At 67.9% G+C, this 13240-nt stretch carries 8 protein-coding genes; 4 read left to right on the top strand and 4 right to left on the bottom strand.

All coding sequences use genetic code 11. The annotated features are described in order from the left end of the window. The first annotated feature begins 72 nt into the window (after window positions 1–72). Both WMF22_RS19395 and WMF22_RS19400 read left to right on the top strand, forming a co-directional pair. Complete coding sequence (locus tag WMF22_RS19395) at window positions 73–6177, top strand: AAA family ATPase (protein ID WP_438036670.1); 6105 nt, start codon at window positions 73–75, stop codon at window positions 6175–6177. 252 nt (window positions 6178–6429) lie between these two features. Continuing rightward, entirely contained in the window at window positions 6430–7290 is an 861-nt protein-coding gene (locus WMF22_RS19400) for a hypothetical protein (protein WP_438036671.1), read from the top strand. Between the two features lie 63 nt (window positions 7291–7353). Here WMF22_RS19400 and WMF22_RS19405 read toward each other — a convergent pair whose 3' ends face one another. The 4 genes from WMF22_RS19405 to WMF22_RS19420 form a co-directional block, all read right to left on the bottom strand. Continuing rightward, entirely contained in the window at window positions 7354–8052 is a 699-nt protein-coding gene (locus tag WMF22_RS19405; RefSeq protein WP_438036672.1) for a hypothetical protein, read from the bottom strand. A gap of 101 nt (window positions 8053–8153) precedes the next feature. Then, window positions 8154–8795: a hypothetical protein gene (locus tag WMF22_RS19410; protein ID WP_438036673.1), complete on the bottom strand. Its 642-nt coding sequence runs from the start codon at window positions 8793–8795 to the stop codon at window positions 8154–8156. A 117-nt stretch (window positions 8796–8912) separates the two neighbouring features. Beyond that, complete coding sequence (locus WMF22_RS19415) at window positions 8913–9557, bottom strand: hypothetical protein (RefSeq protein ID WP_438036674.1); 645 nt, start codon at window positions 9555–9557, stop codon at window positions 8913–8915. Window positions 9558–10316: 759 nt separating this feature from the next. Further along, window positions 10317–10463: a hypothetical protein gene (locus WMF22_RS19420; protein ID WP_438032198.1), complete on the bottom strand. Its 147-nt coding sequence runs from the start codon at window positions 10461–10463 to the stop codon at window positions 10317–10319. Window positions 10464–10978: 515 nt separating this feature from the next. Here WMF22_RS19420 and istA point away from each other — a divergent pair. Beyond that, window positions 10979–12466, top strand: a complete 1488-nt coding sequence (gene istA / locus WMF22_RS19425) for an IS21 family transposase (RefSeq protein WP_438032199.1) — start codon at window positions 10979–10981, stop codon at window positions 12464–12466. Next, the gene (locus WMF22_RS19430) at window positions 12463–13224 is read left to right on the top strand and encodes an ATP-binding protein (RefSeq protein WP_438032200.1); all 762 of its coding nucleotides are present in this window, start codon (window positions 12463–12465) and stop codon (window positions 13222–13224) included. The genes istA and WMF22_RS19430 overlap by 4 nt, the downstream gene beginning before the upstream one ends. Window positions 13225–13240: the final 16 nt, after the last annotated feature.

Here is a 13240-nt window from a genome sequence, read left to right on the forward strand (position 1 = left end):
CCCGCTCAAAGCGCTGGCGACGCGCGCCGACCATGGCAGCATGGGTCGCGCATCCCCCGCATCAGGGCTCATGTGGGCACCAATCCCGTCTCGTCCGATCACGGGTCTTCGTCCCGTTACGCCATCATCGAGACCCTCTACGAGGGCTCAGACACCCTTCTCTACCGGGGTGTACGCGAGGATGACGGCCGTCCCGTGGTGCTCAAGGTCCTCCGGCGCGATCACGCGAGCCCTCGCGCCGCCGAGCGGCTTCGCCATGAATACGAGATCGCTCGGGCGCTCGACACGACGGCCATCGTCATGCCCCATGGGCTCGCGATGCTCGGCGAACAGCCGGCGCTCGTCCTGGAGGATTTCGGCGGCGTGTCGCTCGATCGGCTGCTCGATAGCGATGGGCCGACGCCGCTCGAGCGCTTCTTCCCCCTCGCCATCCGCCTCGTCGAGGCGCTCGCCCGGCTGCACCGGCACGACGTCGTCCACAAGGACATCAAGCCGCAGAACGTGCTCCTCAACCCCGCCACCGGCGAGGTGAAGATCACCGACCTGGGGATCGCGTCCCGGATACCCCGCGAGCTCCAGCACCTCGAGCACATCGGGCTCATCGAGGGGACCCTGGCCTACATGGCCCCGGAGCAGACAGGCCGGATGAACCGCTGGATCGACCAGCGGACCGATCTCTACTCCCTGGGCGTCGTCTTCTACGAGATGCTGACGGGCACGCTGCCGTTCCAGGCCGGCGATCCCGTCGCGTGGGTCTATTGCCACATCGCCCAGGCGCCGCGGCCGCCGCACGCGCTCGTCCCCTCGATTCCCCCGCAGCTCTCCGCGGTGGTGCTCAAGCTGCTCTCCAAGGCCGCCGAGGAGCGTTATCAGAGCGCGGCGGGCCTGCGGCACGACCTCGACGAGTGCTTCGCGAGGTGGCGGGCGAGCGGATCCATTCCCCCCTTCGCGCTCGGGGGGCGCGATCTCTCCGACCGGTTCCAGGTCCCGCAGCGGCTGTACGGGCGCGAGCGCGAGGTCACGGCGCTGCTCGCCGTGTTCGAGCGCGTTGTCGCGAGCGGCCGGCCAGAGCTCGTGCTCGTGTCGGGCTACTCGGGCATCGGCAAATCGTCGCTCGTCGCCGAGCTGCACAGGCCGGTGGTGAGGGAGCGCGGCTTCTTGCTGTCCGGCAAGTTCGAGCAAGCCGCGAGGGACGTCCCCTACAGCGCCTTTCATCAGGCGTTCCGGGCGCTCTTTCAGGAGATCCTCTGCGCGAGCGAGGAGCAAGTCGAGGGCTGGAGACGGCGCTTCCGGGAGGCCCTCGGCGAGAGCGGCAGGTTGCTCGCCGACGTGCTCCCCGAGCTCACGCTGCTCCTCGGCCCGCAGCCGCCCGTGCCCGAGCTGCCGCCCGCCGAGGCCCAGAGCCGGCTGCACGCGACGCTCCAGCGCTTCGTCTCGGCATGCGCCCGGAAGGACCACCCCGTCGCGCTCTTCCTCGACGATCTGCAGTGGGCCGACGCGGGGAGCCTCCAGTTGCTCGAGCAGCTCGCCACCTACGCCGGATCCGAGCACCTCCTCTTGATCGGCGCGTACCGCGACAACGAGGTCGGCCCCGCGCACCCGCTGCGGCTCACGCTGGCCGAGGCGCGGAAGCGCGGCGCCGCCGTCGTCGAGCTCGTCCTCGAACCGCTCTCGGCCGCCCATGTCGGGGCGATCGTCGCCGAGGCGGTCCACGCGCCGCACGCGCCGGCGGAGAAGGCCGAGCCGCTCTCGGAGCTCGTCTACGAGAAGACCGGCGGCAACCCGTTCTTCGTGCTCCAGTTCCTCATCGCGCTGCACCAGGAGGGGCTCATCACCTTCGACCCGGAGGAGGGCAGGTGGCGCTGGGACATCGCCGCGATCCGGGACAAGGAGTTCACCGACAACGTCGTCGAGCTGATGGCGGGCAAGCTGAAGCGGCTCTCGGATCCGACGCGGGACGCGCTCACGCTCGCCGCGTGCCTCGGCGGCAGCCTGGAGCTCGACACGCTCGCGGTGGTCGCGGGCCGTCCGGCGGCGGAGCTCCACGACGCGCTCGAGGAGGCCGTGCGGGAGGGGCTGCTGCTGCGCCGGGACGGCGCCTATCGCTTCCTCCACGACCGGGTGCAGCAAGCCGCAACCTCGCTCATCCCGGCGGGACAGCTCGCCGAGATGCACCTCTGTATCGGGCGGCTGCTCCTCGGGGCGCGACGCGCGGAGGAGCGCGACGACGCGCTCTTCGACGTCGTCGGCCACCTCAACCGCGGCGCCTCGCTCCTGCGTTCCCAGGCGGAGCGGGACGAGGTCGCCGCGCTGAACCTCCGCGCCGGCAGGAAGGCCAAGGCGGCCGCGGCCTTCCAGTCCGCCGCCGTGCTCTTCGCCGCGGGCCTCTCGCTGCTCGCGCCGACCTCGTGGGAGACGCGCCACGACCTGACCTACGGCCTGACCTTCGAGCGCGCGCACGTCGCGTACATCACCGGCAGCTTCGAGGAAGCCGAGGGGCGCGTGGAAGAGCTCATGGATCGCGCGAGGACCCGGCACGAGACGGCCACCGTCGTCGAGCTCGCCGTCGCGCTGCACGCCACCCGCGGGCGATACACCCGCGCGGTGGAGATCGCGCTCTCGTGCCTCCGCGCGTGCGACGTCGATCTGCCGCTCCACCCCACCGACGCGCAGGTCGAGGAGGAGACCGAGAGCGTCTGGAAGGCCCTGGGCGACCGGGCCATCGAGGACCTGATCCACCTGCCGCCCATGACCCACCCGGAGATCAAGCTCACGATGGGCGTGCTGCAGAGCGTGTCCCTCCCTTCGTTCTTCGTGGACCCGAACCTGTACAACCTCGCCGTCATGCGCATGGTCGAGCTCAGCCTGCGCCACGGCAACGCCGAGCACTCCGCTGTCGCGTACGCCGCCTTCGCGATGGTGATCAGCTCGAGGTTCGGGCGATACAAGGAGGCTTACTCGTTCGGCAGGCTCGGCCACGACCTGGCGCAGAAGAGCGGCCTCCTCACCACGAAATCGGTGGTGGTCGTCCTCTTCGGACACTTTGTCGTCTTCTGGACACGCCACTACAGAGAGACGTATCCGTACACGCGCGACGGCTTCAGCGCCGCGGTCGAGTCCGGTGACCTGAACATGGCGTGCACCAACTGCATCTGGGCCGCGCTGTTCCCGCTGCTCTCCGGCGAGCCGCTGGAGGACGTGCTTCACGAGGTCGAAGAGCGCCTCGGTTTCGTGCGCGGGGTCGGTTACACGTTCGCGCTCAACGCCCTCCTCGGCGGCCACGCCATGATCCAGACGCTGCGCGGGAGGCCGGTCCGCTTCTCGATGCCGGACGGGTCCGAGCTGGATCCGCCGGCGTTCGAGGCGCGGCTGGAGCAGGGGGGGCATCTGGAGGCCGCGCGCGACTTCTATTACAGCTTGAAGGCGCAGGCGCTCTTCGTGCTCGGCGCTCCCCGGGAGGCGCTCGCGGCGGCCACCCGCGCGATCGCCGAGCACCCCCCCAGGATCGGTCCGCACGCGCTCATCGCCGAGAGCTTCTATTATCGCGCGCTCGCGCTCGCGGCCCTCTTCAACGCGCCGCACGCGCCGCACGGCGCGGGCGAGGCGCGGCCGTCCCCGCCGTGGGTGCTCCCCGAGGAGCTGGAGGAGCTGATCGAGTGCGAGCGGCAGCTCGGCGCGTGGGCCAGGAGCGGCCCCGACAACTTCCTCCACAAGCACGCCCTGGTCCGCGCCGAGATCGCCCGGCTCCTGGGGCGTGAGCCGGAGGCCAGCCGGCTCTACGAGCAGGCCATCACGGCGGCGCGCGAGGGCGGCTTCGTCCAGCATGAGGCCATCGCCTGCGAGCTCGCCGCGGAGTTCTACCGCGCGCGCGGCCTCTCGATACCCGCCGACAGCTACCTGCGAGGCGCCCGCGCCGGCTATTTCCGCTGGGGCGCCCGCGCCAAGGTGGAGCAGCTCGATCAGCGCTACCCTCACCTGGTCGAGCGCAAGCCGATCGCCCCCACCGTCACCTTCGCCGTACGGGCCGAGCAGTTCGACGTCCTGTCGGTGGTGAAGGCCGCGCAGAGCATCTCTGGCGAGCTCAAGCTCCCGCGGCTGCTCGAGGTGCTGCTTCGCATCGTCGTCGAGCACGCGGGCGCCGAGGAGGGCTATGTCCTCCTGGTCCGGGAGGAGCAGCTGTGGCTCGCGGCGATCGAGGCGCCGGGGGGCGCGGTACGGCTGCTGGACGCGGGCGAGTCGCCTTCGGCCGCGTTGCCGCAGTCGGTCATCAACTATGTTCGCCGGAGCCACGAGCGCGTGCTGCTCGACGACGCCGCCGGCCGGCACCCCTTCGTGGAGGACGAGTATTTCCGGCGCAAGCGCCCGAGATCGGTGCTGTGCCTCCCGATCGTGCGCCAGGCTCGGCTCGTCGGCCTGCTCTACCTGGAAAACAACCTCGCCACCGGGGTGTTCACCCCCGGGCGGCTCAGCGTCGTCGAGCTGCTCGCCTCGCAGTCGGCGTTCTCGCTGGAGAACGCGATGCTCTATGCCGAGGTGGAGCAGGAGAACGCCGAGCGGCGGCGGGCGGAGCAGGCGCTCAAGGCCAATCAGAAGATGCTCCAGGCCATCGTCGACAACTCGGCGGCGAGCGTCTACGTCAAGGATCGAGAGGGCCGGTTCCTGCTCGCCAACCGGCAGGTGGGCGCCCTCCTGGGCGTGCCGAGCGAGCAGCTCCTCGGGAGGACCGACGCCGACGTCTTCCCTGCTCCCTTCGCCGAGATGGTCCGCGAGCACGAGCGGAAGGTGATCGAGACGGGTGCGCCGATGGAGTGGGAGGAGACGGTGCCGCTGGAGGACGGGCTGCACACGTTCCTGTCGATCAAATTCCCTCTCGGCGAGGGGCTCATGCCCGGCGTGCTCTGCGGCATCTCCACCGACATCACCGAGCGCAAGCGGGCCGAGCAGGCCGAGCGCTTCCTGGCCGAGGCGAGCCGCAAGCTGATGATGCTGGGGTACGGCGCGAGCTTCGAGAGCGTGGCGCAGCTCCCGGTGCCCGAGCTCTCGGATCAGTGTGTCGTCGAGGTGCTCTCGGCGGACACGACGCCGGGCCCGACGGTCGTCGCAGGGGTGCCCGGCGAGCAGCTGGAAGCGCTGAAGGACGCGCTGCGCGCGCTGGCAGGAGCGCCGCCGGCCGGATTCGAGGGGGTCGATGGCCGCGCCGCGCCGCTGGTGCAGCAGGTGCGTTCGCTCGACCCGCGGGTCAGGCCGCCCTGGGAGCGGCTCGGCGTCCACGCGTTCCTGCGGGTTCCGCTGCTCGCGCGCGACCGGTACTTCGGCGTCATGACCCTGCTGGCGACGGCGCCCGAGCGCCGCTGTGGCCCCGCCGACCTGCGGCTGGCCGAGGAGCTGGGGCGCCGCGCGGCGCTCGTGCTCGACAATATCCGCCTGTACACCGAGGCCCAGGAGGCCATCGAGCGGCGGGACGAGTTCCTCGTCGTCGCGTCTCACGAGCTCAAGACCCCGCTGACCTCGATGCAGATGCAGGTGCAGGCGGCCGAGCGCCTGCTGCACCGCGGCTCGCTCGCGGGCGTCCCCCCGGCGCGGATCGAGGCGATGTTCCGCATCCTCGGCCGCCAGACGTCGCGGCTCGGGCGCCTCGTCGACGAGCTGCTCGACGTCACGAGGATGAACGCCGGGCGGCTGGCGCTCACGCGGGCGCCGGTCGATCTGGCGGCGCTGGTGCATGAGATCGTCGAGCGGATGCGCCCCCAGCTCGCGGACGCCCGCTGCCCGGCGCAGCTGGATCTGGGAGCGCCCGTCGTCGGGTACTGGGATCCGGATCGCCTGGAGCAGGTCGTCGTCAACCTCCTGTCGAACGCGATGAAGTACGGCGCCGGCGGGCCTATTTTCATCGGCGTGCGCCGGCAGGCGGATCGCGCGCAACTCGTGATCCGGGACGAGGGGATCGGGATCGCGGAGGCCGATCAGGGCAAGATCTTCGAGCGCTTCGAGCGCGCCGTGTCGGTGCGCAACTTCGGCGGCATCGGGCTCGGGCTCTACATCGCGCGCTCGATCGTGGCGTCGCACGGCGGATCCATCCGGGTGCAGAGCAAGCCGGGCGCCGGCGCGACGTTCGTGGTGGAGCTCCCGCTGAGCGCACCGGAGAGTGCCGTGCCGCATCCAGGGGCCGGAGCGTAGGCAGACGTGGCTCCGGGAGCGCGGCCGGAAGCAAAAAATCAGGCGGATCAGGCTGTTCTGCCGGCCTCTTGTGTGAGCTGGCACGCACGGTAGGCTGCGAGAGGAGGGGTATGGTGTGGTCTGGGATACAAACCTGCCTCCTCCGGCGGTCGCGCGACCTGCCGCGCAGGCAGGAGTGCCTGATTTTCTGCTTCGAGGTCCAGCGCCGGAGGGCCTCCTGGCTCCTGGCTGAGCCTGGTAGCTTCGGCGACCATGGCGAAGCTCAAGACTCAACCGGAGAAGTCCCCGGCGAAGGCCAGGGCAGAGGAGGGGGCCGGGAGCTACCAGGCCCTGTACAGGCACTACCAGGCGATCGGGGCGGGGCTCCCGGCCGGGGAGGTGCAGGTGTGCCGCGCCGATCCGCGCCTCGCGCTGGTCAACGTGAAGCGCGGTGTCGCGGCGGTGCTGGGCACGAAGGAGCAGGTGAAGGCCGTGCGCGAGCACCTGCCCAGGATCGCGGTCGACGAGCTCCTTTCGCTGCCGGACCTCGCGCGGGCGCTCCTGTTCGCCGTGCGCGAGGCGCTGCCCCGGGCGGCGGGCCCGAAGGAGATCGACAAGGCGCTGAAGGAGATCGGCGGGCCGCGCGAAGATCTCCTGACGCAGGCGGAGCTCTTCGCCCGGCGCGGCCTCCTCGACAGGGAGCGTGTCGCGCAGATCCGGGCCGGCTCGGGGAAATACGATATGGCGCGGGACGGGATGGAGCTCGCGGCGCTGTTCACGGAGCACGCGGCCGAGCTCAAGGGGCTCCACCCGTTCACGAGGGAGGAGATCGAGAAGCTCCGGCGGACGAGCGAGTGGCTGCTCGAGAACCTGACCCCGGCCGGAGCCCGGGTGGAGGTCAAGAAGAAGGAGAAGACCGCGGCCGAGGACGCGAGGGATCGGCTGTGGACGCTGCTCCTGCGGCGGCACCCGGCGCTCCGGAAGGTGGGGTATTACTTCCACGGCGACGATTTCGAGTCGCTCACGCCGCGCCTGCTCTCGCGGGCCGCCTCCGCGCAAGCCGTCGAGGAGGCGCTGGAGGAGGAGCCGGAGGCGATCGCGAGCGACGCGACGGGAGAGGGAGAGGCGCCCTGAGCGCCGCGTCGCAACCCGCCTGAGCGAGGGCGATGAGGCGAGCGGCATCCCCGGCGCGGCCGATCAGAGCTGCCCATACTCACGGATCCGGTCGCGCGCTTCTCCCTTGTCTCCCTCGTCGGGCTCCAGATCGACGACGATCCCGAGGCGCGATTCGACGTAGACCGCCCAGAGGGTTCCATGCGCCGGAACGCTGGTCCAAGCGTTCATCTCCGTGATGGACAGGAGTCCATCCATGCTCCGATCGAAGATTCTTATGTCCCTGAACCGTAATCCGCACGTGAAACCGATCTGGACGTTCAGGTTACGGGAATAGACGTCTCCGCCGAGGAAGATGTCGACGTGCGTGGTCCGGACAAGGGTCGCCTGCGGCCTCAAGGTCGTGGTGAACATGGGAAGAACGGCTCCGATCAATTGGTACATTTGAAAGCTCGTGGCCGCGCTCGCCCTGAACGGCCCGGCCTCGTACGTGGCGTGAATCCCCAGCTTCTTGTCTTCTATCGTCGACATGTTCTCCTTGCCCACTCCAACGCCGATGAAGTACCCGATGTTGAGCTCCTGGGTGGGGCTCGCGGTCTGCCCGAAGCTCACCATGGCTGTATGGACGGCCCCCGGAGCTGTTCCGCCGCCGTAAATGACTCCGAGCCTCGCGAGATGGGGGAGCTTCGTCTGAACGATGCCGTTGAGATGGAGGCCGTCCCAGTGGAACTTCTCTGGGGGCTGTGGCTCTTGCGCCGATGCCAGCGCGGCGATGGTGAACACTCCAAGACCTGACAGAGCGCGAAACAAGGGCTGCCCTTGCCTGCTCGAACGGCTAGTCGACGGCGCCCGCGACACGAACGGCGGCGTAAAATGTGTTCGCGTCATTCGGCCTGCATACGGTCTACGCACGCCGGGTTCTTCACCAGTTCATCGATGTCGATGTCGTCGTAGTAGCTCTTGAACATGTAAGCGCTTTCCATCACGTGGATGCCGCGACGATCGCTCGTAACATCCGGCTGTGACGCGTCCTCGAAAGATCTTATTACGTCGGAGCAAGTTGAATATTGGTCTCGAGCCAGTTCTCGGATGCTCAATATGGTTTCGCAGTCGATCGTGTCGCTGCCGAGTATGGCTTTGTACGCACCGAACAGTCCACTGAAGACCCTGCAGTCCATGGCTAGCACCTCTAGCTCGCTCGCTTGCGATTCGATTCTGCATTGCTCCGAGAGCTCTGGCACGGGTGAGGGTGCGCGTTTGCCTTCGTTAACGTGGAGATGTCCATCTCTCTTCTGAGCATGGTGATCGCGACGCTGGAGGGTCGTCTCACAGCTGGCCAACCGCTTCCGGGTGACGCTCAGGGTCGACCGAAGATCGGGGTTGCTCTCGCCGGCGGCGTACTGGCGTGCTTGAGGCTGTTCGTTGCTCTTCACAGAGATTTTTCCTAGATTGTATGCCGCCGCCAGCGCCGCGACCGCGATGGCCCCAAATCCAATCCATGCTGTCGGTTTTGGTGACGTTCCCATGTATCGACCGTTACGGGTTAAAGTCCTGGTACGTGCGTGAGAATGGCGACCCTGGCCTGTCCGATCAGCGGGGCGATGGCTCCCGCGAGATGAGCGACGGCGTGACATGGGCTCGATTCATTGGGGCCGCATGCGGGCTATGCACTCTGGGTTCTTTACCAGCTTTTCAATGTAGCCGAGGTCGCCGTGTTCGCTCCTGGTCGCATAGGCGTCTTCCGCCGCGGCAATGGCGAGCGGGTCGCTCATGGCCTCTCGGTAGGTGGCGCCCTCGCTGATTCTTATGATGGCGTCACAGAGGACGGACTGTCCTTGGGCCACGGATAGAATGTCCAAGACGATTTCGCAGTCGATCGTGCTGCTGCCCAGTATTGTCTTGTATGCGTCAAAATGTCTCCGAATGCTCCCACAGTTCGCGGCCAGGAGATGCAGTTGCTTCACTTGCGACGCGACGATGCATCGCTCCGGTAGCGCTGGCTGAGGTGAAGGTGTGGGGTTGTCCTCGTCGGTGTGGAGCGTTTCCTCTCTCTTCTGAAGAAGCTGGTCGTGACGCTGGAGGGCCTTTTCGCAGCTGGCCAACCTCTTCTGGGCGACGCTCAGTGCTGACCGAAGATCGGGATTGTCCTCGCTGGCGGCATGCTGGTGCCGTTGAGGGCGGCTGCCGCTCTCTGCCGAGGTCCTTCCCAGATTGTATGCCGCCGCCAAGGCGGCGACCGCAATAATGCCTAATCCAATCCGTGTTGTCGGCTTCGGTAATGTTCCCATGTGTCGAATGTTGCGGGGTGACGATAGCGATCGTTGTTTAAAGGTCAGCTGGTGGGGCGAATGGGTCTCCAGTGTGGTACAGGCTAGTAGTAGCAGGGGTCCTTCTTGATTGGCGTTATCCCGATTTTTTCAGGGGTTATGAGTAGGCTGATGCCGCTGACGGGTTGCAGCAATTCGCGCCATTGGTTGCAGTTCTTCGAATTTACCGTGTTCACGAATTGGTTCTGCAGCGGTGTTGTCCTAAAGCAATAAATCAGCAGAGGGTATTGGTCTTCTGGTGCACACAGTGCTTGGCACTCGGGGGATGGATCCATGCACGTCGGCTTTGGTATTTCGTCGAAGATCGTGCATCCGGGTTGGGATAGTACGGTGGCGGAAATTAGCTGGGCGAGGCTGTGATGGATTGTCCTTGAACGACGTGCTGCGGTCATAGGCTCTTGCTCTCAGGGGTATCTGGTGGTGGCTCGCGTTTGCCTCGAGAAGCAGGCAGGAGGATACAGGAAAGGCTGTCGTTCTTCGATGAACCCGTGCGTATGGCTGCGGCCAGACGTTGCGAGCGAGCGCGTCGAGCTCGCCAAGGCACGCGCGTGATGTCCAGGACGTCGGGAGCAAGCGATGACTCGCGTGGCCGGTCGCGGACAATCTCGCTTCGCTTTCGAGGGATCGACGGGGGCCAATCGGTTCGCGCGGTCCACGTGTCGGTGAGCATCGCGTCCCGCGTCCGATCGGTGAAGACCGCGGCCCCATGATCGGCGGCGTTCACCGTTCACCGCCGGTCCCCACGCCGATCTGGGCCACGCTCGCCTCCGCGGCGTAGACGTTACGCCCGCCGAAAAGTCGAAGGCCCGAGGGCTGCCACCCTCGGGCCTTCTGGAGCTCCGCGTTGCCGGAGTCCCCCACCTTCATCACAAGCCGGGCTCCAGGTCCAGAAAGCGGCGTCATGGAGCCCGTTGCCTTCGTCCGCCTACCGCCTCGCCCACTGCGCCCGCTGCCGCGTCCAGCTTCGCCTCTGCCGTCGCTGCGATCGCGGCCAGCGCCTCTGCCCCGACTGCCGCCCGCTCCAGCGTCGTGAGTCGCTCCGCCGCGCCGGCGCGGCCTACCAGACGCAGCTTCGCGCTCGCCGCCTCCATGCCGCTCGCCAGGCCCGGTATCGGGACCGGCAGCGGGACAAGTTCTCCGCGCAGAAAGTGACGCATCACAGGGTGACACAAGCCGCGGCCGCGTCGATGTCCCAGCTCGCGCCGGAGATCACCCCCGGCCGAAAGGACAACAATGACGATTGGATCCGAGATGTCGGCCGCTGCTCGCTCTGCGGAGCGCGGCTTCCGCCCTGGGCCCTGCGCGAGCGGCGCGCTCGGTCAGCTGTTCACCGACGCGCTCCCCGCGTCCCACGAAGCCCTCCGCGGTGACGGGAGGCGGCGGTGATCGCGAAAGAGAAGGAGGCCGAGGTGCTGCGCCTCTACCACGGTGAGAAGTGGCCCGTGGGCACCATTGCCGCTCAGCTCGGGCTGCACCACACCACCGTTCAGCGCGTGCTCGGGCAAGCGGGCGTCGACCCGAAGGTCGTCGCGCCGCGCCCGTCGATGGTCGACCCGTTCGTGCCCTTCATCGTCGAGCAGCTCGGCAAGTATCCCTCGCTGCGCTCGAGTCGCCTCTTCGGCATGCTCAAGGAGCGCGGCTATCCGGGCGGTCCCGATCATCTGCGCCGAGTGATCGGTCGTCTCCGCCCCAAGAAGCCGGCAGAGGCATTCCAGCGGCTGCGCACGCTGCCCGGCGAGCAAGCGCAGGTCGACTGGGCGCACTTCGGCAAGCTGGCTGTCGGCCGGGCGCTGCGCCCGCTCTGGGCGTTCGTCATGGTGCTCAGCTACTCGCGGCGGATCTTCCTGCGCTTCTTCCCCAGCGCAGCGATGCCCTTCTTCGTTCGCGGGCACGTCGAGGCGTTCGCCGACATCGACGGCGTCCCGCGCGTGCTGCTCTACGACAACCTCAAGAGCGCTGTCGTGGAGCGTCACGGCGACGCGATCCGGTTCCACCCCATGCTCCTGGCTCTGTCGGCGCACTACCGCTTCGAGCCGCGCCCCGTCGCCGTCGCTCGCGGCAACGAGAAGGGCCGCGTCGAGCGCGCCATCCGCTACGTCCGCGAGGCATTCTTCGAGGCCCGGACCTATACCGATCTCGACGACCTCAACCGACAAGCGACCGAGTGGACCAGCTCCGCAGCGCTCGATCGCTCCTGGGTCGAGGACCGCGCCCGCACCGTGCGGCAGGCCTTCGACGACGAGAGCCGCGTGCTGCTCGGGCACCCCGACACGCCGTTTCCAGCCCATGAGCGCGTCGAGGTCGAGATCGGAAAGACCCCCTACGCGCGTTTCGATCTCAACGACTATTCTGTTCCCCACGACCGGACGAGCCGCACGCTCGTCGTCCTCGCCGACCTCGAACAGGTGCGCATCGCTGACGGCAACGAGATCGTCGCGACCCATGTCCGCTCGTGGGACCGCGGCCAGCAGATCGAGCAACCCGAGCACATCCAGCGCCTGGTCGACGAGAAGCGCCGCGCCCGCGAGCATCGCGGCCTCGATCGCCTCGCCCGCGCCGCCCGCAGCAGCCAGGCATTCCTGCGCATCCTCGCCGAGCGCGGAGACAACGTCGGCAGCGCCATCGCCCGGCTTCTGCACCTGCTCGACGCCGTCGGCGCCGCCGAGCTCGAAGAGGCGCTCGTCGAGGTGCTCGAGCGCGACACCATTCACGTCGGCGCCGTGCGCCAGGTGATCGACCGCCGGCGCTCCGAGCGCCACCTGCCGCCTCCAGTCTCGATCCCCGTCACGCGCGGCCAGCACGCCGCCCTCGTCGTCACGCCGCATTCGCTCGCCACCTACGACGCCCTGAAGAAGGACCCGACGCCATGACCGATCTAACGCCCACCGAGACCAAGGCCCGCCTGAAAAGCCTCGGCCTGTTTGGTCTGCTGGCCTGCTGGGAGGAGCTCGCCGAAAAGCCCTGGCTTCGCGAGGTGCTCGCCATTGAGGAGCGCGAGCGCCAAAAACGCAGCCTCGATCGCCGCCTCAAAAACTCCCGCGTAGCCGCCTTCAAGCCCATGGCGGACTTCGACTGGTCCTGGCCCAAGAAAATCGACCGCGAGGCCGTCGACGACCTCTTCGCTCCCGGCTTCCTCGCCACCGGCCACAACGCCGTGCTCGTCGGCCCCAACGGCGTCGGCAAGACCATGATCCTCAAGAACGTCGCCCACCAGGCCGTCGTCCGCGGTCACACGGTCCGCTTCTCGACCGCGAGCGACATGCTTGCCGACCTCGCCGCGCAGGAGTCCTCGGCCGCGCTCGCGCGCCGGCTGCACCGCTACACGGTTCCAGCCCTTCTTTGCATCGATGAAGTCGGCTATCTCTCCTACGATGGCCGCTACGCCGACCTGCTATTCGAGGTCGTCACCCGTCGCTACGACGCGCAGAAGCCGATCCTGCTCAGTACGAACAAGGCCTTCTCCGACTGGGGCCAGGTCTTTCCGCACGCCGCCTGCGTCGTTACGCTCGTCGACCGGCTCGTGCACCGGGCCGAGGTGATCGAGATCGAGGCCGAGAGCTACCGGCTCAAGGAAGCCAAGGAGCTGAGTGCCATCCGCACCAAGCAGCGCCGCACCAAAAAGCACTGAGCGGCCTCTTCACCGG

Origin of the sequence: Sorangium sp. So ce204, from assembly GCF_051526795.1 — a bacterium.
GTDB classification, from domain to species: domain Bacteria; phylum Myxococcota_A; class Polyangia; order Polyangiales; family Polyangiaceae; genus Sorangium; species Sorangium cellulosum_B.

Coding starts and splice junctions, on each gene's coding strand:
- WMF22_RS19415 (WP_438036674.1), bottom strand. CDS start 9,557: ATGGGAACATTACCGAAGCCGACAACACGGATTGGATTAGGCATTATT.
- WMF22_RS19430 (WP_438032200.1), top strand. CDS start 12,463: ATGACCGATCTAACGCCCACCGAGACCAAGGCCCGCCTGAAAAGCCTC.
- WMF22_RS19410 (WP_438036673.1), bottom strand. CDS start 8,795: ATGGGAACGTCACCAAAACCGACAGCATGGATTGGATTTGGGGCCATC.
- WMF22_RS19420 (WP_438032198.1), bottom strand. CDS start 10,463: ATGAAGGTGGGGGACTCCGGCAACGCGGAGCTCCAGAAGGCCCGAGGG.
- WMF22_RS19400 (WP_438036671.1), top strand. CDS start 6,430: ATGGCGAAGCTCAAGACTCAACCGGAGAAGTCCCCGGCGAAGGCCAGG.